Origin of the sequence: Thalassospira indica (assembly GCF_003403095.1) — a bacterium.
In the GTDB taxonomy this organism is placed as follows: domain Bacteria; phylum Pseudomonadota; class Alphaproteobacteria; order Rhodospirillales; family Thalassospiraceae; genus Thalassospira; species Thalassospira indica.
Genome location: NZ_CP031555.1, coordinates 4,661,837 through 4,680,039 on the forward strand (window position 1 = coordinate 4,661,837; position 18,203 = coordinate 4,680,039).

Annotated in this window: 18 protein-coding genes; 10 read left to right on the top strand and 8 right to left on the bottom strand. The window is 55.7% G+C overall.

From position 1 onward, the window contains the following. The first annotated feature begins 30 nt into the window (after positions 1-30). Genes DY252_RS21780 through DY252_RS21790 form a run of 3 tightly spaced genes read left to right on the top strand, consistent with a single transcriptional unit; the run spans position 31 to position 3,532 of the window. Positions 31-1,107, top strand: a complete 1,077-nt coding sequence (locus tag DY252_RS21780) for a tartrate dehydrogenase (RefSeq protein ID WP_064788338.1) — start codon at positions 31-33, stop codon at positions 1,105-1,107. 17 nt (positions 1,108-1,124) lie between these two features. After that, positions 1,125-2,417 carry a glycerate kinase type-2 family protein gene (locus DY252_RS21785; protein ID WP_064788138.1) on the top strand — a complete coding sequence of 431 codons (1,293 nt, stop codon included), beginning with the start codon at positions 1,125-1,127 and terminating at the stop codon, positions 2,415-2,417. Positions 2,418-2,449: 32 nt separating this feature from the next. After that, on the top strand, positions 2,450-3,532 hold the full coding sequence (locus tag DY252_RS21790; protein ID WP_064788137.1) for a tartrate dehydrogenase: 1,083 nt from the start codon (positions 2,450-2,452) through the stop codon (positions 3,530-3,532). Positions 3,533-3,584: 52 nt separating this feature from the next. Here DY252_RS21790 and DY252_RS21795 read toward each other — a convergent pair whose 3' ends face one another. Next, complete coding sequence (locus DY252_RS21795; protein WP_064788136.1) at positions 3,585-4,520, bottom strand: LysR family transcriptional regulator; 936 nt, start codon at positions 4,518-4,520, stop codon at positions 3,585-3,587. A gap of 102 nt (positions 4,521-4,622) precedes the next feature. Between DY252_RS21795 and DY252_RS21800 the strand changes: the two genes are divergently transcribed. Together DY252_RS21800 and DY252_RS21805 are read left to right on the top strand one after the other, a co-directional pair. Next, a complete protein-coding gene (locus DY252_RS21800) occupies positions 4,623-4,943 on the top strand; it encodes a nuclear transport factor 2 family protein (protein ID WP_064788135.1) in 321 nt (106 codons plus the stop codon). Further along, the gene (locus tag DY252_RS21805) at positions 4,943-5,722 is read left to right on the top strand and encodes an SDR family oxidoreductase (RefSeq protein WP_064788337.1); all 780 of its coding nucleotides are present in this window, start codon (positions 4,943-4,945) and stop codon (positions 5,720-5,722) included. The genes DY252_RS21800 and DY252_RS21805 overlap by 1 nt, the downstream gene beginning before the upstream one ends. Before the next feature lie 31 nt (positions 5,723-5,753). Here DY252_RS21805 and DY252_RS21810 read toward each other — a convergent pair whose 3' ends face one another. Next, a complete protein-coding gene (locus tag DY252_RS21810) occupies positions 5,754-6,209 on the bottom strand; it encodes a MarR family winged helix-turn-helix transcriptional regulator (RefSeq protein ID WP_064788134.1) in 456 nt (151 codons plus the stop codon). A gap of 220 nt (positions 6,210-6,429) precedes the next feature. Here DY252_RS21810 and DY252_RS21815 point away from each other — a divergent pair, with 220 nt between their 5' ends. The 4 genes from DY252_RS21815 (at position 6,430) to DY252_RS21830 (ending at position 11,146) form a co-directional block, all read left to right on the top strand. After that, the gene (locus DY252_RS21815; RefSeq protein ID WP_064788133.1) at positions 6,430-7,209 is read left to right on the top strand and encodes an alpha/beta fold hydrolase; all 780 of its coding nucleotides are present in this window, start codon (positions 6,430-6,432) and stop codon (positions 7,207-7,209) included. A 344-nt stretch (positions 7,210-7,553) separates the two neighbouring features. Beyond that, a complete protein-coding gene (locus DY252_RS21820) occupies positions 7,554-9,044 on the top strand; it encodes a SulP family inorganic anion transporter (protein ID WP_064788132.1) in 1,491 nt (496 codons plus the stop codon). Positions 9,045-9,061: 17 nt separating this feature from the next. After that, positions 9,062-9,916: a universal stress protein gene (locus tag DY252_RS21825; protein WP_064788131.1), complete on the top strand. Its 855-nt coding sequence runs from the start codon at positions 9,062-9,064 to the stop codon at positions 9,914-9,916. A gap of 153 nt (positions 9,917-10,069) precedes the next feature. Continuing rightward, complete coding sequence (locus tag DY252_RS21830) at positions 10,070-11,146, top strand: alpha/beta hydrolase family protein (RefSeq protein ID WP_082923390.1); 1,077 nt, start codon at positions 10,070-10,072, stop codon at positions 11,144-11,146. On the opposite strand, the gene DY252_RS22630 is transcribed toward DY252_RS21830, so the two are convergent. The 6 genes from DY252_RS22630 to DY252_RS21860 all read right to left on the bottom strand — a co-directional run bounded on the left by DY252_RS22630 (position 11,100) and on the right by DY252_RS21860 (position 17,397). Then, positions 11,100-12,323 (bottom strand): helix-turn-helix domain-containing protein, encoded by a 1,224-nt coding sequence (locus DY252_RS22630; protein ID WP_064788130.1) that lies wholly within the window; start codon positions 12,321-12,323, stop codon positions 11,100-11,102. The two genes, DY252_RS21830 and DY252_RS22630, sit on opposite strands and share 47 nt — an antisense overlap. Positions 12,324-12,378: 55 nt before the next feature. Beyond that, on the bottom strand, positions 12,379-12,975 hold the full coding sequence (locus DY252_RS21840; RefSeq protein WP_064788129.1) for a hypothetical protein: 597 nt from the start codon (positions 12,973-12,975) through the stop codon (positions 12,379-12,381). Positions 12,976-13,108: 133 nt separating this feature from the next. Then, positions 13,109-14,080, bottom strand: a complete 972-nt coding sequence (hslO, locus tag DY252_RS21845) for an Hsp33 family molecular chaperone HslO (RefSeq protein ID WP_064788128.1) — start codon at positions 14,078-14,080, stop codon at positions 13,109-13,111. A gap of 177 nt (positions 14,081-14,257) precedes the next feature. Continuing rightward, entirely contained in the window at positions 14,258-15,175 is a 918-nt protein-coding gene (argF, locus tag DY252_RS21850) for an ornithine carbamoyltransferase (protein WP_064788335.1), read from the bottom strand. A 22-nt stretch (positions 15,176-15,197) separates the two neighbouring features. After that, a complete protein-coding gene (locus DY252_RS21855) occupies positions 15,198-16,355 on the bottom strand; it encodes an aspartate aminotransferase family protein (RefSeq protein ID WP_064788127.1) in 1,158 nt (385 codons plus the stop codon). A 232-nt stretch (positions 16,356-16,587) separates the two neighbouring features. Then, positions 16,588-17,397 (bottom strand): ABC transporter permease, encoded by an 810-nt coding sequence (locus DY252_RS21860; RefSeq protein ID WP_064788126.1) that lies wholly within the window; start codon positions 17,395-17,397, stop codon positions 16,588-16,590. Between the two features lie 94 nt (positions 17,398-17,491). Here DY252_RS21860 and DY252_RS21865 point away from each other — a divergent pair, with 94 nt between their 5' ends. Then, positions 17,492-18,199, top strand: coding sequence for a regulatory protein RecX (locus DY252_RS21865; RefSeq protein WP_064788125.1), 708 nt, complete (start codon positions 17,492-17,494; stop codon positions 18,197-18,199). Positions 18,200-18,203 lie beyond the last annotated feature (4 nt).

The window sequence follows — 18,203 nt, forward strand, 5'->3', positions numbered from 1 at the left end:
AATTCAACACACTGACCAAAGAGAATGAACATGAAAAACTATCGTATTGCGGCCATTCCGGGTGACGGAATCGGCAAAGAGGTCGTTGCGGCCGGAACCGAGGTTCTGGATGTTCTGGCAAAACGCGATGGCGGTTTCACCATGAGCTTCGATCACTTTGACTGGGGTTCCGATTACTACAAGAAGCATGGCGTTATGATGCCTGCAGACGGCCGTGACCACATCAAGGATCACGATGCGATCTATTTCGGTGCTGTTGGCGCCCCGGATGTGCCCGATCATGTCACTCTTTGGGGTCTGCGACTGGCGATCTGCCAACCGTTTGATCAATACGCCAATGTGCGCCCGACCCGCATTCTGCCAGGCATCGAAAGTCCGCTGCGCAATGTCAAACAGACGGAGCTTGACTGGGTTATCGTGCGTGAAAATTCCGAAGGCGAATATGCCGGTCAGGGCGGGCGTTCCCACGTCGGGCTGCCCGAAGAAGTCGCAACCGAGGTATCGATCTTCACCCGTGCCGGTGTCACCCGCATTATGCGTTTTGCCTTCGATCTTGCCCGTTCACGCCCGCGCAAAAAGCTGACCGTGGTCACCAAATCAAACGCTCAGCGCAACGGCATGGTGATGTGGGACGAAATCGCCAAGGAAGTCGCCGCCGAATACCCGGATGTCGAATGGGATAAGATGCTGGTCGATGCCATGACCATGCGCATGACCCTGCGTCCCGAAACCCTTGATACGATTGTCGCAACCAACCTGCATGCGGATATTTTGTCTGATCTGGCTGCCGCCCTTGCCGGTTCGCTTGGCATCGCGCCGACTGCCAACCTCAATCCCGAAGGCAAATTCCCCTCGATGTTCGAACCGATCCACGGTTCGGCGTTCGATATCACCGGCCAAGGCATCGCCAACCCGGTTGCGACCTTCTGGAGTGCGGTGATGATGCTTGATCACCTCGGTGAAAAGACAGCGTCAGAACGCTTGATGCGGGCGGTAGAACGCGTAACGGCCAATCCGGACCTTCATACACCGGACCTTGGCGGCACCGCTACCACCCGTCAGGTCACCGATGCGGTTATTGCCGCGATCCAGGGCGACAACAAATAAACACCTCAGAGGCAAAGATGAGGACTGAACAAGAAACTAAGCTCAATGATCCCGTATCAATCAAACATTTTCTGATTGATCTGTTTCAAACCGCTGTTGATGCGGCCAACCCTCAGCTTTGCCTGCCGCCTTTTATCCCGAAACAGCCAAAAGGGCGGACCATTGTCATCGGCGCTGGCAAGGCGTCCGCCAAAATGGCGCAGACCCTGGAAAAATACTGGACTGGTGATCTCTCGGGGCTTGTGATTACGCGTTACGGCCACGCTGTAGACACCTGCAAAATCGGAGTCATCGAGGCATCCCACCCGGTTCCGGACGAAGCCGGGCTTCAGGCCACGCGCCGCATCAAGGACTGCGTGAAGGACCTTACCGAAGATGACCTTGTTATCTGCCTGATTTCAGGCGGGGGCTCGGCACTTCTGGTGGATCCGATACCCGAAATCCGCCTAGAAGAAAAACAGGCGATTAACAAGGCGCTATTGAAATCAGGTGCATCAATTGACGAAATGAATTGCGTCCGTCGCCATCTATCGACAGTCAAAGGCGGCAAACTGGCAGCACTTTGCCACCCGGCACGCGTGGTTTCGCTCATGATCTCCGATGTTCCAAACGACAGGTTTATCGATATTGCTTCGGGACCGACAGTTGCTGATCCGACAACCTGCGCCGACGCGCTTGAGGTCATAACCCGATACAACATACCCGTGCCGAACAAAGCATTGGACTCCCTGTGCTCAGGCAAAGTCGAGACAATCAAACCCGATGACCCCAGACTGTCGAACACAGAGGCCCATTTGATCGCGGCACCGCAAATGGCACTTGATGCCGCCGCACAGAAGGCGCGCTGTGCAGGCATTGATGCCATAATCCTCGGCGACTCACTCGAAGGCGAAGCATCCGAGCTCGGACAATCACTCGCCGCAACAGCCAAGCATATCGCGTCGCGCCGCCATTTAAATGATCGCCCTTGCGTCTTGTTATCTGGTGGCGAAACCACCGTCACCGTCAAAGGCACTGGGCGCGGCGGCCGAAATGTCGAATTTCTGCTGGGGCTTGCCATAGAACTCGATAGCGCACCGGGCATTCACGCAGTCGCGGGCGACACTGACGGCGTTGACGGGCTCGAAGAAATCGCCGGTGCTTACGTTTCTCCCGATACCTTGTTGCGTGGATCACTTCTGGAAATGGACGCAAAGGCGTATCTTGCCAATAATGATGGTCACAGCTTCTTTGAAACACTCGAAGACGGAATCATTACCGGCCCTACACTTACCAATGTAAATGATTTCCGGGCAATCCTGATTACCTGAAAGACAACCAAATCGCGACGGAGGAAAACATCGTGACAAGCGCCACCCACAAAATCGCAGTCATCGCCGGCGACGGCATCGGCACAGAGGTCATGCCAGAAGGCATTCGCGTGCTTAAGGCCGCGGCAGAGGTTTTTGATATCAACCTCACCTTCAATGAATTCGAATTCGGCTCGTGCGATTACTATCAAAAGCACGGCCAGATGATGCCCGATGACTGGCGCGCACAGATCGAACCCCACGATGCGATCTTCTTTGGTGCGGTCGGCTGGCCCGATACCGTGCCCGACCACATCTCGCTGTGGGGATCGCTGATCATGTTCCGGCGCGACTTTGACCAATATGTCAGCCTGCGCCCGGCCAAACTGATGCCCGGCGTACCCTCCCCGCTGGCCGGTCGCAAACCGGGTGATATTGATTTCTATGTCGTGCGCGAAAACACCGAAGGGGAATATTCCTCGGTCGGGGGCAAAATGTATCCCGGCACGGACCGTGAAATCGTCATTCAGGAAACCGTCATGTCGCGGACTGGGATTGACCGCATCCTGAAATACGCGTTCGAGCTGGCCCAGAAACGCCCGCGCAAACATGTGACCTCGGCGACCAAATCGAACGGCATTTCGATCACCATGCCCTATTGGGATGAACGCGTGGTCGAAATGGCTAAAAACTATCCCGACGTCACCTGGGACAAATATCATATCGATATTCTGACCGCCCAGTTCGTGATGAACCCGGACCGCTTTGACGTGGTTGTCGCGTCCAACCTGTTTGGCGATATCCTGTCTGACCTTGGCCCGGCCTGTACGGGCACAATCGGCATCGCGCCATCGGGCAACATCAACCCGGAAGGCAAATTCCCCTCCCTGTTCGAACCGGTGCATGGCTCCGCCCCCGATATCGCGGGCAAGGGTATTGCCAACCCCATCGGGCAAATCTGGTCAGGGGCAATGATGCTTGATCACCTCGGCCACACCGATGCCCATGACGCCATCATGCGCGCGATTGAGGCCGTCCTTCTGGATGAAAACCTGCGCACCGCCGACCTTGGCGGCAAGGCCGATACCGTCACCTGCGGCAAGGCAATCGCCAAGGCCGTGCTTGATAACGCCTGACCGGCAATTCAAGATGTCATAAGATCCGAAGCACTCTGGCCAAAGGCCTTGGTCAGAGTGCAATTGGACTGACAATTGGCTTATTTGACGCAGCACCCCGCCCCAGTTCTCTGGCAAGCGCAACAAACGCCTTGTGCCCGGCCGACAGATTGCGCCGCCCGGGATAGTAAAGGCAGAGCTCGGAAAATGGCAGCGTCCAGTCGTCAAGCACGCGCACAAGACGCCCTGCTTCAATGTCCGCAAGGACATCACGTTCCATAAAACAGCCGACCCCAATGCCTTCCAGAACCGCCGCACGCGCCAGACTTGCCTCGTCGAGTGTAATGGGCCCGTTCACGTCAATCTGAACCGCTTCGCCGTCCTTCTCAAATCGCCATCTGAAAACCGATCCGTCAGGCAACCTTACGCGGATGCATTTATGGTTCAAAAGGTCCGGCGGGACCTTTGGCTTGTTGCGCCCCTTGAAATAGTCGGGGGATGCAACAATCGCATATTGTTGAACGCGACCAAGCGGCACTGCGATCATGTCACTGGGAATCAACCCCGAAACCCTTACCCCCAGATCGAAACCTTCCGCGACGATATCCACCAGTCGCCCTTCGGTCACCAGATCGACATGCATGTCCGGAAACCGGCGGAGATACTCGAATACGAGTGGCGAAATCACCTCACGCGCTGCAAAGGGGGCCGCATTGATACGAATGGTTCCAGAAGGCGTTTCTCGCTGCGAGCGAACCACTTCCAACCCATCATGGATACTCCGAAGCGAAGGACCGACCTGGTCGACAAACAACTTGCCCGCATCCGAGAGCGATACGCTTCGCGTGGTGCGGTTAAACAACCTGACACCCAGACCCGCCTCAAGCTTGCTGATTGCATGGCTCAAGGCTGTTGTCGAAACCCCCATATCAATGGCCGCCCCGCGAAATGTACCGCGTTTGGCAATTGCCATGACAGCTTCCAGATCGTTCAAGACGATACGTTCCATTGTCCCGTTTTTTTCATCACTACGTCAAATATTATCCGTATTGTTAGTACAATGGATCAGGATTATCTGTCGAGATATAAGTCACCGTAAGGAGTGAAAGCGATGGATATGATTGATGCTGTGCAGGCGTATTTCGATGCGGATCGAAACCAGGACCCTGACATTCTGACAAAAGCATTCTGCACGGATGCAGTCGTTCATGACGAAGGCGAACGTCACGTTGGGTCGACCGAAATCCGAAACTGGTGGCTGGCAGCGAAGGAAAAATACAACCATGTCGCCGAGCCTCTTGAGACAGAAACAACCGGTGACAAGGTCATGGTGCGCGCCAAGGTCAGCGGGAATTTCCCAAACAGCCCGGTAACGCTGGACTACGTCTTTCGCATCAAAGACAACAAGATTGCCGAGATGGGGGTGAAATGATGTCAGATTTTCTTGCCCTGAAAGGAAAGCGCGCCCTTGTTACCGGTGGGACAAAGGGCGCAGGCCTTGCAACATTCAAGCTTTTGCGTGAACTGGGCGCAACTGTTCTGACCACAGCGCGCAGCCGCCCGGAAACGTTTCCCGACGATAACTTTATCGCGGCCGACCTGACCACCGATGACGGTTGCCTGTCCGTGGCAGAGGCAACAAAACAACGTCTTGGTGGTATGGATATCATCGTCCACATGCTTGGCGGCTCATCTTCACCTGCTGGCGGATTCCGGGCATTGTCCGATGATCACTGGTATCAGGAACTGAACCTGAACCTGTTTCCCGCCGTGCGGCTTGATCGGCATTTGGTCCCTGACATGATCACGCAAGGACAGGGCGTGGTCATACATGTGACCTCAATCCAACGCGAACTGCCGCTGCCAGAATCAACAACGGCCTATGCCGCTGCAAAGGCTGCTTTGTCGACCTACAGCAAGGCGCTTTCAAAAGAAGTCTCTCCCAAAGGTGTTCGCGTTGTGCGCGTTTCACCGGGATGGATAGAAACAGAAGCCTCCGTTCACTTGGCCGAACGCTTGGCCGAACAAGCAGGCACCGACTATGACGGCGGCAAAAAGATCATCATGGATGCTCTTGGCGGAATACCGCTTGGTCGCCCGGCAAAACCCGCCGAAGTCGCCAACCTGATTGCATTTTTGGCATCTGATCGCGCCGGCTCCATAACCGGCACGGAATATGTCATTGATGGCGGTACTGTTCCGACGGTTTGACGGAATATGCAATGCGATCAAACCACTGCTGTTACCAGTCCACACCATTCTGGTAAATCAGGTCACGAAGCTGCTTTGTCTTGCTGTTCAGATCCGCAAGCGCGTCCGGGCTCTGGCCAGAAGCCTGCAACAAAGCAGCACCAAGGCAACCGGCTTGATCACGAAGCGCCAGTCCGGCGGGTGTTAGCGTAATCAGGACCTGTCGTTCGTTATCCGGATTTCGTTCCCGGCGTACCATTCCGGAGCTCTCAAGACGCTTTAACAAGGGTGTGAGCGTGCTTGACTCGAGCGCAAGTCGATCAGCGATCTGACCCACACTCTGGGTGTTTTGTTCCCAGAGAACGTTGAGAACCAGATATTGCGGATAGGTCAGACCCAGCTTGGTCAGCAACGGCTTGTAAAGCCGCTGGATCGCTATCCCCGCAGAATAGATCGCAAAGCATAGTTGATCTTCAAGGGGCACGGGAATGTTGGATTCTTCCGACAAAAGAGACTCCTTTCTGGCACCTGATCTCAAGGTTTATTCACGATAATATATATCGCGATAATTATTTTCTGGACAAGAGAATTAATCCAACTTAATAGTTATCGAAATAACATTTATCGCGATAACTATTAAACATCCCACAGCCCGTCGCAAAGCGACATCCAACACTGCGCTGCTTTCGACATTCAATAACTACACTGACCAGAAAAGGATTACGGAAATGAAGAACAAGATATTGAACATCGCCGCTGCCATCGCATTGTCCTTGGTATCCGCAACATCTGCGCAGGCAGACGACAAGACCGCAGACGGCAACAGCATTCGCAATGTCGTGCTCGTTCACGGGGCATTCGCCGATGGAAGCGGCTGGCGCGGCGTTTACAATGATCTGACGGCGCGCGGGTACAACGTAACCATCGTACAGAACCCGCTTACGTCTTTGGCCGACGACGTTGCCGCAACAAAACGCGCCCTTGATCGTCAGGATGGACCGACTGTTCTCGTCGGGCATTCTTGGGGCGGAACCGTCATCACCGAAGCAGGCACAGATCCCAAAGTTGCCGCACTCGTTTACGTCGCGGCCCTCGCGCCGGATGCTGGTGAAACAACAGGCCAGCTCTATGAAGGCTATACAACGCCGCCGGAATTCGTCCTCGACATTCACACCGACGGTTATGCCTTTGTTGAACCCGAAAAGTTCAAACAGGGCTTTGCAAATGATGTCAGCGATGCGGATGCTGCCTTCATGCGAGACTCACAGGTCCCGATCAATCTCGAGGCATTTGAAACCAAACTTCAAAACGCTGCCTGGAGAACAAAACCGAGCTGGGCTGTCTATGGAACCGAGGACAAGGCATTCGATCCCGAAATGCTTGCCGCGATGGCCGAACGGATCAACGCCAAGGTCACCAAGGTTTCCGCCAGTCATTCTATTTTCATGACCCAGCCAAAAGTGGTCGCCGACACAATTGACCAAGCCGCCAAGGCCGTAAGCCAATAATATCTTGCTCAGGCGCAGGCAAGCTCCCCTCACTTTCCTGCTCCTGACGACTTCTCAGTCTGGCTGTTCATCAGCCAGACTGCCTCTCCAAATTTCTCAGCAGTCCGTCATCCCCCATAGACTTCCCATATGCAATCGCCATCGTGCGACATCCCCGCCCCATGGTTGTGCAAAATCTTAAATTGGTATAGGTACAGCCTGCTGCGACGCAGCAACGAACAGGATGGTCTTGGGGAGACCTGTCGCTGCATTTCCGGCTGACGGATCAGAAAGACCGCCTGATGACATTCCGGCCCGGGGACAATCCAGTTGATATTACGGGCTTATGGAGACGGAGACTTTCTGTGAATAGCGATTTTCTTCCGCGTTTGCGGGCTGAGTGGCTTGGCAACATTCGCGGCGATGTGCTTTCGGGCCTCGTCGTTGCGCTGGCCCTGATCCCGGAGGCGATTGCCTTTTCCATCATTGCCGGTGTTGACCCGAAGGTCGGGCTTTATGCCTCCTTCTCGATCGCCGTGATTACCGCCATCTTTGGCGGGCGACCGGGCATGATTTCGGCCGCCACCGCCGCCACCGCGGTCCTGATGGGATCGCTTGTCCGCGAACACGGGCTGGATTATCTGCTGGCCGCCACCGTTCTGGCCGGTGTTATCCAGATGCTGGCAGGTGTGCTTCGCCTTGGCAATCTGATGCGCTTTGTCTCCAAATCGGTGATGACCGGCTTCGTCAATGCGCTTGCCATCCTGATCTTCATGGCCCAGCTGCCGGAACTGACCAATGTCAGCCCGATGACCTATGTGATGGTCGCAGGCGGTCTTGCCATCATTTATCTGTTCCCGCGCATCACCAAGGTCATCCCGTCGCCGCTGATTTGCATCGTCGTTCTGACCGGCCTGTCGTTCTTTATCGACGCTGATCTGCGCACGGTGGGCGATATGGGCGCACTGCCCGATGCCTTCCCGGCGATCTATTTCCCGGATGTGCCGCTGAACCTTGATACCTTCCTGATCATCCTGCCCTATTCGGCGGCGGTCGCGGCTGTGGGTCTGCTTGAAAGTCTGATGACGGCCCAGATCGTTGATGATCTGACCGACACCAGTTCGAACCGCACCCGCGAATGCTATGGTCAGGGGATCGCCAACTTCTTTACCGGCTTCATTGGCGGTATGGCCGGTTGTGCGATGATCGGCCAGTCGGTGATCAACGTCAAATCAGGTGGCCGTTGCCGCCTGTCGACCTTCCTTGCCGGTATTTTCCTGCTGATCCTAATTGTCGTTCTTGGCGATCTGGTGGCAATCATTCCGATGGCGGCCCTTGTTGCCATCATGATCATGGTTTCCATCGGCACATTCAGCTGGTCGTCGATCAAGGACCTCAAAACCCATCCGCGCAGCTCGTCGATCGTCATGCTCGCCACCGTGATCACGGTGGTGGGTTCGCACAACCTGGCGATTGGTGTTCTGGTGGGTGTGTTGCTTTCGGGCATTTTCTTTGCCTGGAAGATCGCGCAGATTTTCCGCGTGTCCAGCACGCTGTCGGATGACAGCACACATCGCACCTATGAAGTACGCGGCCAGATTTTCTTTGCCTCGGTCGAAGACTTCACCAAGGCCTTTGATTTCCGCGAAGCGCTCGACAGGGTCACGATTGATGTCAGCCACGCGCATATCTGGGACATTTCAAGTGTTGCAGCCCTTGATATGGTCGTGCTCAAATTCCGCCGTGAAGGGGCCGAAGTTGAATTGATCGGTCTCAATGAAGCCAGCGAGACAATCGTCGATAAACTGGCCATCCACGATAAGCCCGGCGCGCTTGAACGCCTGATGGGCCACTAGGAACAGGGGAACGATCCATGACACATCTGATCGCACTGATTGACGGATCAGGCTATTCGCAAAGTGTATGCGACCTGACCCGCTGGGTGGCGGAACGCACCGAGGCCTCGGTTGAACTGATGCATGTGCTTGGCCGCCGCAATACCGATTCCGAACCGGCTGACCTCAGTGGCAATCTCAAACTCGGTGCCCGTTCGGCGCTGCTGAAGGAACTGGCTGATCTCGACGAGCAGAAAAACAAGCTCGAACTCAAGCGCGGTCGCCTGCTGCTTGAAGAAGCCAAAACCGGGCTTGAGGAAAAGGGTGTCGCCACCGTCACCACCAAGCTGCGCCATGGCGATCTGATCGAAACCATTGCCGAGTTCGAAGGTGATGCCGATCTGATTCTGGTCGGCAAACGCGGCGAGGCCGCTGATTTTGCCAAGTTGCATCTCGGCTCCAACCTTGAACGGGTTGTGCGCGCCGCCAAAAAACCGGTCCTTGTGGCGTCACGTGCATTCAAGCCGATCAACAAATTCCTGATCGCCTTTGATGGCGGCGAAAGTGCGATGAAGGCTGTCCACCACATTGCATCGGGCAAGCTGTTTACCGGTCTGCCCTGCACGTTGCTGTCGGTTGGCAAGCCGAATGACACGTTGCAGGAAAAGCTTGATGACGCGGCCACCATCCTGCGCAAGGCAGGGTACGAGGTCGACGCAGGCTTCGCATCAGGCGAACCCGAAGACGTGATCAAGGACAAGATCGAAGCGGAAAATATCGACCTTCTGGTCATGGGCGCCTATGGCCATTCGCGCATCCGCAATCTGATCATCGGCAGCACCACCACCGAAATGGTCCGGTCCTGCCATGTGCCGGTGATGATGTTCCGCTAAAACCCATCGTGATCCGCGATCAAAGACCAAGCCCCGGCCAATTGACCGGGGCTTTTTTATGCCTGAAAGGTCCTTGATCGCGATCAAGGACGCCAAACAACACCTGACCAGTAAAACTAAGCGCATGACTCGATTTGGATAAAGGACCCAAACATGCTGCGCTTTGCCCCCACCACTTCTGCCCTGATGGCTTTTGCCGTTCTGGCCGTTCTTGTCATTGCCATACCGTCACAGGCAGCGCCAAACGCCCCTGCCGTTGGCTTCCAGGAAATCACCATCCCGGCCAATGACGGCGACCGCGCCTTGGTTGGTGCGATCTGGTACCCGACCAGCGATACAAACGCAGCCGTACCTGTCGGCGAAAATCCGGTATTTTTCGGTCAAATGGTGCAGCCTGATGCCAACATTCAGGACGGACGCCATCCCTTGGTCGTGATGTCGCACGGGTTTGGTGGCAACTGGCGCAATCAGGGATGGCTTGCAACGGCACTCGCCCGGGCGGGCTATGTGGTTGCTGCCATCAATCACCCCGGCACCACCAGCCGCGATGTCACCGCCGAAGTCGGCTCTGCATTATGGCTGCGTCCGTGCGATATCAGCCACCTGATCACATCGCTTACCAATGATCCCACATGGTCGCCCCATCTGGACGCGGCCAACATCACGGTGATTGGTCATTCACTGGGCGGATGGACGGTGCTTGAGCTTGCCGGGGCGCGAATGGACATGGACCGGATGGACGCGGAATGCAAACAGCATCCCGAATTCGCCGCCTGCGATGGCCTCAAAGAACTTGAAGTGGGCCGCACACCAGAAGACCGTGCAAAGCTGGCTGCCAACCTCAAAGACGACCGGATCCGTGGCGCAATCTCGCTTGATCTTGGCCTTGCCCGTGGCTTTACCCCGGAAAGTCTGGCGGCCATCGACATCCCGGTTCTGGTGATTGCCGCCGGTGCGCCCAATCCAAAAATCCCCAAGGACCTTGAGTCGGGCTACCTGATCGAACATTTGCCGACCGATTTAGCCCGTTACCATGCCCTGCCCGGTGCCGCGCATTTCAGCTTCCTGCCCGAATGCAAACCAAATGCCGCGATCCTGCTTGAAAACGAGGTTCCCGGTGACGGCATTATCTGCCTTGATGGCGACGACACAACGGATCGATCAGACCTACATCAACAGACCATCACCCTTGTTCTCGACTTTCTGCGTTCTCTGAAAACAGCTTCCTGATCGGACCAAACGGCTGATCTGATTGCCGCTCATCGGGATATGGGTCCGCGTCGCGATAAGCCCGCGGACCCATCCCGGTCACCCGGCCAAATTCGCGGTTAAAATTCGATTTGGTCTGAAACCCGCAGTCAAACATGATTTCCGTCACCGGCTTATCGGTCGTCTGCAGCAACATTTGCGCCTCTGCCACGCGGTATTCATTGACGACCTGTGACACATTGCGCCCGAACCGGCGGTTAATCGCCCCGGAAATTTGCCGCGCCGGGATCACCACCCGGCGTGCCAAGCGATCCAGTGTCAGATCAGGATCGCGATACAGATGTTGCGCGTGCATGACCTCATCGATTGCGGCAAGGATGGCATCATCCTCGGCGATGTCGTTGTTGCCTTGCGGGTCGTCTTTTTGCTGCGAAAGTGCGGCTTCGGTTACGCTATCATTAAGCTTCGTGGTCTGCGGACTATGCCGCTCCAACCGGACCATCAGCAACGCCAGCACCACCAGAACAACCAACTGCGCAGTGCCAACGATTGTTGCGACGTTTGTGCCCTGAGTGATACTGAAATCAAGGGCGATCAACCCGTCAACAAGCCCTGAGAAAATCAGCGCCCCGCCAACCACGGCAACAATGCTCCGAACCGATCCGACATCGCCCAGCCGTGCTTGCGCAAAACGGTCTTCGCCGCGGCTGGCCAGCACGATCAGCGCAATACCATATCCGGCAAATTGTACTGCAATCAGGAAATCAACCTGTATATGCCATTGCCGCCAAGTCAGGCTTGCAATGAAAATCGCCAGAACCGGGATGACATGCATCCACCGCCATCTGGTTTGCGACCTTTCTTCCGAACCGAGCGCGGCAAAACACATCCAGGCGATGGGCGGCAGCATCGCGGCAAACAAGGGGCGCAAGAAACGGAAAACCAAAAGATCAAATTGCCAGCGCAGCCCGACCATGATCACCAGCGCCAGACTGGCCGCAACGAAGATCCGCAAGCTCCGTCCAACCGGCCCGGCCGGCCCGCGCAGGGTCAGGCGCACCAGCAAAATCGCCAGCAACAAGGCAACAACAAACGGCAACGGGATTTCAAACATAAGGCTTGGCACAATCTGGCAACTGGCAATCGTAACCTGATGTTTGTCCCGCCTGTCGCGATGGCGCGCAACAAAAAAGACCACGATGACAGATCACCGTGGTCTTTGGATTTTGTTTAGATCGCAATCGGGACTTCGATTACCGCAACAGGAAACGACCCAGATTGTTATTGATCTGGCGTTCCATTTCGCGATCAAGATCCATCAAAAGGGCAGTGGTGGCGTCATAGACCGCCTGTTCGCGTTCGGCCACGGACATCGATTCCGAAAGCGTACGTGACCGTTCCGCCATCGCCGTTACCTCACCCTTCTGCATGCCATTGGGGTCCAGCAGCTCAAGCTTGGCCGCGACCTTAAGGTCGATCTTGTCGGACTGATCGTCGGTAAAGACACCCTTGATGCCCTTGGTGGTTTTAAGCGCGTTCGAGGTGATGGATGCCTCGGTCACGCTATAACGCAGCATGTCATTGGTGCCAGCGGTCTGGATGCGGTCATCGGGCCAGTTCATCGCCATGCGGCCCAGATTGAACGGCAGGGACGACTGGATCGATCCGTCCTCGTTGTCTGACCAGGCCGCAACCTTTTCAATCGGACCGGCGGCAAAGACAATCGGATCAAGATGGCGCCATGTCACATCGGGATAGGTCGCAACCGGGCCGCTTGTGCAAGCCGCCATCAGCGCAAGTGCCGCCCCGGCAACAACGGCGCGCAGGCCCTTGATGGACATAACCGTCATGTCTTCGATCTCCTTTGAAATATCTGCTCAAAACAAAAAACGTCACGATGGCGTTTAAGTTCCATCGTGACGTTGCTTTAGGATTAAGGCAAGGCTGTGACGATACGGGTCGCAGCAACGCGTCATGCCGCGATCAGATTTTCGGTGCACCGTCTTCGGGTGCATCGGCCTTAAGCGTGCGCAGATCGGCTTCGTTAAAGCCATATCGCGTATTACAGAACTGGCACGATACGCCGACCTCGCCGGTATCGGCTTCGCGCATCGACAGCAATTCTTCAAGCGGATAGGTCACAAGCGCGCCTTCGATCTTCTCGCGCGAACAACGGCACTTGAACTGCAATGGTGTCTGTTCAAACACGCGCGGTTCCTCGTCATGGAACAGACGCCAGATCAGATCATGCGCCGAAAGCGAGATATCAACCAGCTCGTTCTCGGTCGCACTGGCCATCAGGATGGTTGATCTGTTCCAGTCTTCAGATACCTTTTCGGCCTCTTCCGGGGTGCTGGCATCGCCTGATGCGCTGACCGGCATTTTTTGCAGGAACAAGCCCCCAACCCACCAGTCATCGGCGGTTTCACCACGATGGACTTCGAGTTTGAACGATGTTTCAAGCTGCTCGGACTGGCGGAAATAGGCTTCCGCACATTGCGCAAGCGTCTCGCCTTCAAGCGAGACAATCCCCTGATAGCGCTCATGCTCGTTACCCTGATCGACCGTGAAGGCAATATGCCCCCGCCCCATCAGTTTCAGGACCTGACCACGCAGGGCATCCTCGCCGCCTTCTTGCTCGGCGATCATGGCGTTCAGGCGTTCTTCATCGACCCGAAGGCAGGCGCGCACATTGCCATCACTATCGACATCAACCACCAGCATGCTGATCGGCCCGTCGGAGCTGGTCTGAAGCGTAAACAGGCCCTCATATTTCAGCGACGATGACAGCAGCACGGCAAGGCCGATGATCTCGGAAAGCAGATGGTTGGCAAGCGCAGGATAGGTGTGCTGCCCGATGATGGTCTGCACCGTCGGGCCCAGGCGCGTGAAGCGGCCACGGATATTGGAATGATCCAGCGTGAAGGGCTGGCAAAAATCGACAGCAATCTGCATGTTCGTTTTCCGGCGTTTTTGGGTCGGAACCCGGTGTGTTTGAGGCCGTATAACAATACAGACCCCGCATTGTCGAGGCACTTGACGCAAACACCTGACAGCATAGCAAAGGGCGGCCAAAGCCGCCCTTCAAATTCGATATGGCTTATTTAGGAGCCATAACCCGCATCGCAAGCCTTATGACGGCAAGCCATTCAGGCAATAAAGCAACACACCCTTTTGCGCATGCAGGCGGTTTTCCGCCTCGTCAAACACAACCGACTGCGGCCCGTCAATCACACCGTCGGTGACTTCCTCGTTACGGTGGGCTGGCAGGCAATGCATGAAGATCGCATCATCCTTGGCCTGTGCCATGGTTTTTTCATTGATCTGATAGGGCGAAAGGGCGGCCATGCGGGCATCATAATCTTCATCCCCCATCGAGACCCAGCAATCAGTCACCACCACATCGGCACCGGAAAGCGCGCTGTCCATATCGGTCAGGCGCACTTTGCCGCCTTCGGCATTGGCGGTTTCAATCAGGCCCTGATTGGGGCGATAGCCAACCGGGCAGGCCATATCAAGCGCAAAACCGAATTTCGGCGATGCATGAATGAACGAGGTCGAGACATTGTTGCCATCACCGACCCACGCAACCTTAAGACCTTCAAGCTTGCCCTTGTGTTCCTTGATTGTCATCAGATCGGCCATGATCTGGCACGGGTGACTTTGATCGGTAAGCCCATTGATCACCGGCACGGTGGCATATTCCGCAAGCTCAAGCAGCTTCGACTCATCAGTCGTTCGGATCATGATCGCATCGACAAAGCGCGACAGAACGCGCGCCGTATCGGCAATGGTTTCCCCGCGGCCAAGCTGGCTGCTGTCCGCATCAAGGGTCACAACATCACCGCCAAGCTGGCGCATGCCGACTTCAAACGACACGCGCGTACGGGTCGACGGTTTTTCAAAAATCAAAGCAAGCGTCTTGCCCGCAAGCGGCTTGGCACCAAACGGTGCATGCCCGGCCTTCTCGGAGTCGCCAAGGGCCATAATATCCTTAAGCTCGCTTGCCGACATTTTGTCGAGATCGAGGAAATGGCGAATATCAGTCATCATAAATCTTCCTTACGCGCCCTTATTTACCAAGGGCAGCTGCGGCTGCATCAATGGCAACCAGCGCTTCGTCAACATGGGTTTTGGTGATGTTCAGCGGCGGTATGATACGCACCACATTGTCACCTGCCGGCACGGTCAAAAGATTGAACTCACGCAGTTTGGCGACAACATCAACATTGGCCGGTTTGGTTTTCATCCCCAACAATAGGCCCATGCCACGGATTTCTTCGATAAAGCCCGGATGTTTGCGTTCAATCACCTCAAGGCCATCACGGATCAGGCGGCTCATTTCCAAAACGTGGTCCATGAAACCGGGTTTCAGAACCTCATCAAGCACCGCATTGGCCGCCGCTGTCGCCAGCTGATTGCCGCCAAAGGTCGTGCCATGCATGCCCGGGGTAAAGGCCGCCGCTGCCTTTTCATTGGCAAGCAGTGCCCCAATCGGGAAGCCACCGCCAAGCCCCTTGGCCGAGGAAATGATATCGGGCTCCATATCCGACCATTGATAGGCAAACAGCTTGCCTGTCCGGCCAATGCCCGTCTGGACTTCGTCAAACATCACCAACATGCCGAATTCATCGGCCGCCTTGCGCACACCCTCAAGATAGCCTTCCGGGGCCCGGCAAATGCCGCCTTCACCCTGAATCGGCTCAAGGATGATACCGCCTGTATTGGGCGTGATTGCATTGCGCAACTCATTGAGGTTGCCAAACGCCACCCGGTCAAAGCCATCGGGCATCGGCCCGAAACCTTCCCGGTATTTCTCGCTATAACCCGCGGTCAGGGTGCCAAGCGTTCTGCCATGAAACGCATTGGTCGCAACCAGAATGCGGTTCTTTTCCGGGTTGCCTGACACATACTGATAGCGACGCAGCATCTTGATACCCGCCTCATTGGCCTCGGCACCCGAATTACAGAAAAACACCGTATCGGCAAAGCTGTTCTCAATCAGCCGCTTGGCCAGCTTTTCCTGCCCCGGCATCTGATACAGGTTCGAGGTATGCCAAAGCTTGCCAACCTGGTCGGTCAGTTTTTCAACCAGATGCGGGTGCGAATGCCCCAGCGTATTGACGGCAATGCCCGACCCGAAATCAAGGAATCGTCGGCCGTCCTGCGCATAGAGATAAGGTCCTTCACCTTTCTCAAAGGCCAGATCGGCCCGCGCGTAGGTCGGCATGACGGGAGTAATCACTTCTTTATTCCTTATTTCGGGTAAAAATCAAATTCCTGACCGAATGGTCAGGGTTCAGCAGAGTGCTGGGAAGCCGAGGAGTATCAAGAGATTCACCGACCCTGTCAACGCCGCAAAAGCACGTAGGTTCCGGATTCCAAAAAGGTCATTAAAATGAAAAAAGGACGGCATCCTGATATGAATGCCGTCCTTTTTGGTTTGAGCATCGGATCGGGGACTAAGCCTTAAGCTTGTAACCGGTCTTGATCATGCGATAGCACAGCAGCCAAAGGGCCGCATTGACCAGCGCAAGAACCACCACACCGGTCATGATCGTGCCATCGGAAATCCCGGTAAAGCCATAACGGAACCCGTCAATCATATAGAAGAACGGGTTGAAATGCACCAGAACCTGCCCGGCTTCGGGCAGGCTTTCCGCACTGTAAAACGTGCCTGACAGGAACGATAACGGGGTGACAACAAAGTTGGTCACAACCGCGATATGGTCAAACTTCTCGGCCCAGACACCCCCGGCAATCCCCAGAAGCGACAACATCAGGGATGCCGAAATGCCGAAATACAGGATCGCCCAGATATTGTGGATTTGCACATCCACAAAGAACGACATGAAGATCGCGGTGACAAGACCAACGATCATGCCGCGCGTTACCGCGCCAAAGGCAAAACCGGCAACCATTTCGCCTGCCGACAGCGGCGGCATCAAAACATCGACGATATTGCCCTGTACCTTGGCAATCGTGATCGAGCTTGAGGAGTTGGCAAAGGCGTTTTGCACCATGGTCATCATGATCAGACCCGGCGCAAGGAAGGTGGCAAACGGGATGCCATTGACCATTTCAACCGCACGGCCGAGGGCCAGCAGGAAAACAGCAAGAAACAGCAGGCTGGTGACAACCGGCGCACCGATGGTTTGCAAATGCACATTCAGGAACCGACGGACTTCTTTGGCATAAAGGGTCCAAAGTCCAAGCCAGTTCACAGCCCCCATATAACGCGGGGCAAGAGCACGTTGCTCTGACTCGTTCATGGAATTTCCTTCGGAAAAATGCATACAATTGCGCGTAAAATAGGGAGAGTGGGGGCATACTTGCAAGGGTGTGAATTCATTCATAGTGTCAGTCATGCACGACAAACATCGCCAAAGCCCGGAAACCAGCGACTCTGCGCGCGAAAAAAAGCCCGCCGGCAATGCGCGTTTTTCCAACCAGTCCGGCAAAAAGTCGAAAACCCGGTCGCATGAACCCAAACGCCCGCGCAAGGTCACCCGCGACTATCTGATGAATTATGCCACCTGGTATCTCGAACGTTTCGCCGCATCGCGCGCCCGGCTTGAAACACTGATGCGCGGTAAAATCCGCCTCTCGGTCGCCGAACACGGCACCGACCCGGACGAGGCCGTGCAATGGATGAATTCGGTTTTGTCGGCGTGCGAAAAGGCCGGCTTTATCAATGACGATGCCTATGCCAAGGGCCGGGCCCGATCCCTGCTCAGGCGCGGCAAGGCGCTTCGCGTCATTGCCGCCGATCTGTCATCGCGCGGCATTGCCAGTGATCAGGTCGATGCCGCCCTGACCGAACTTCGCGCAGAGGCCGATGACGCCGCCTATGAGGAAGTGCGTGGCACCGATCCCAACATTGCCGCCGCCGCGGCCTACGCCCGTCGCCGTCGTCTTGGCCCGTGGCGCCGGTCTGAGATCCGCGAAGAAAAACGCGAAAAGGATATGGCTGCCCTTGCCCGTCAGGGCTTTGGCTATGACACCGCCACCCGCATCATCAATAGCGAGATCGAAGAGCTCGAAGACCTGCTCTCGATGATCGACGGGATTTGATTGC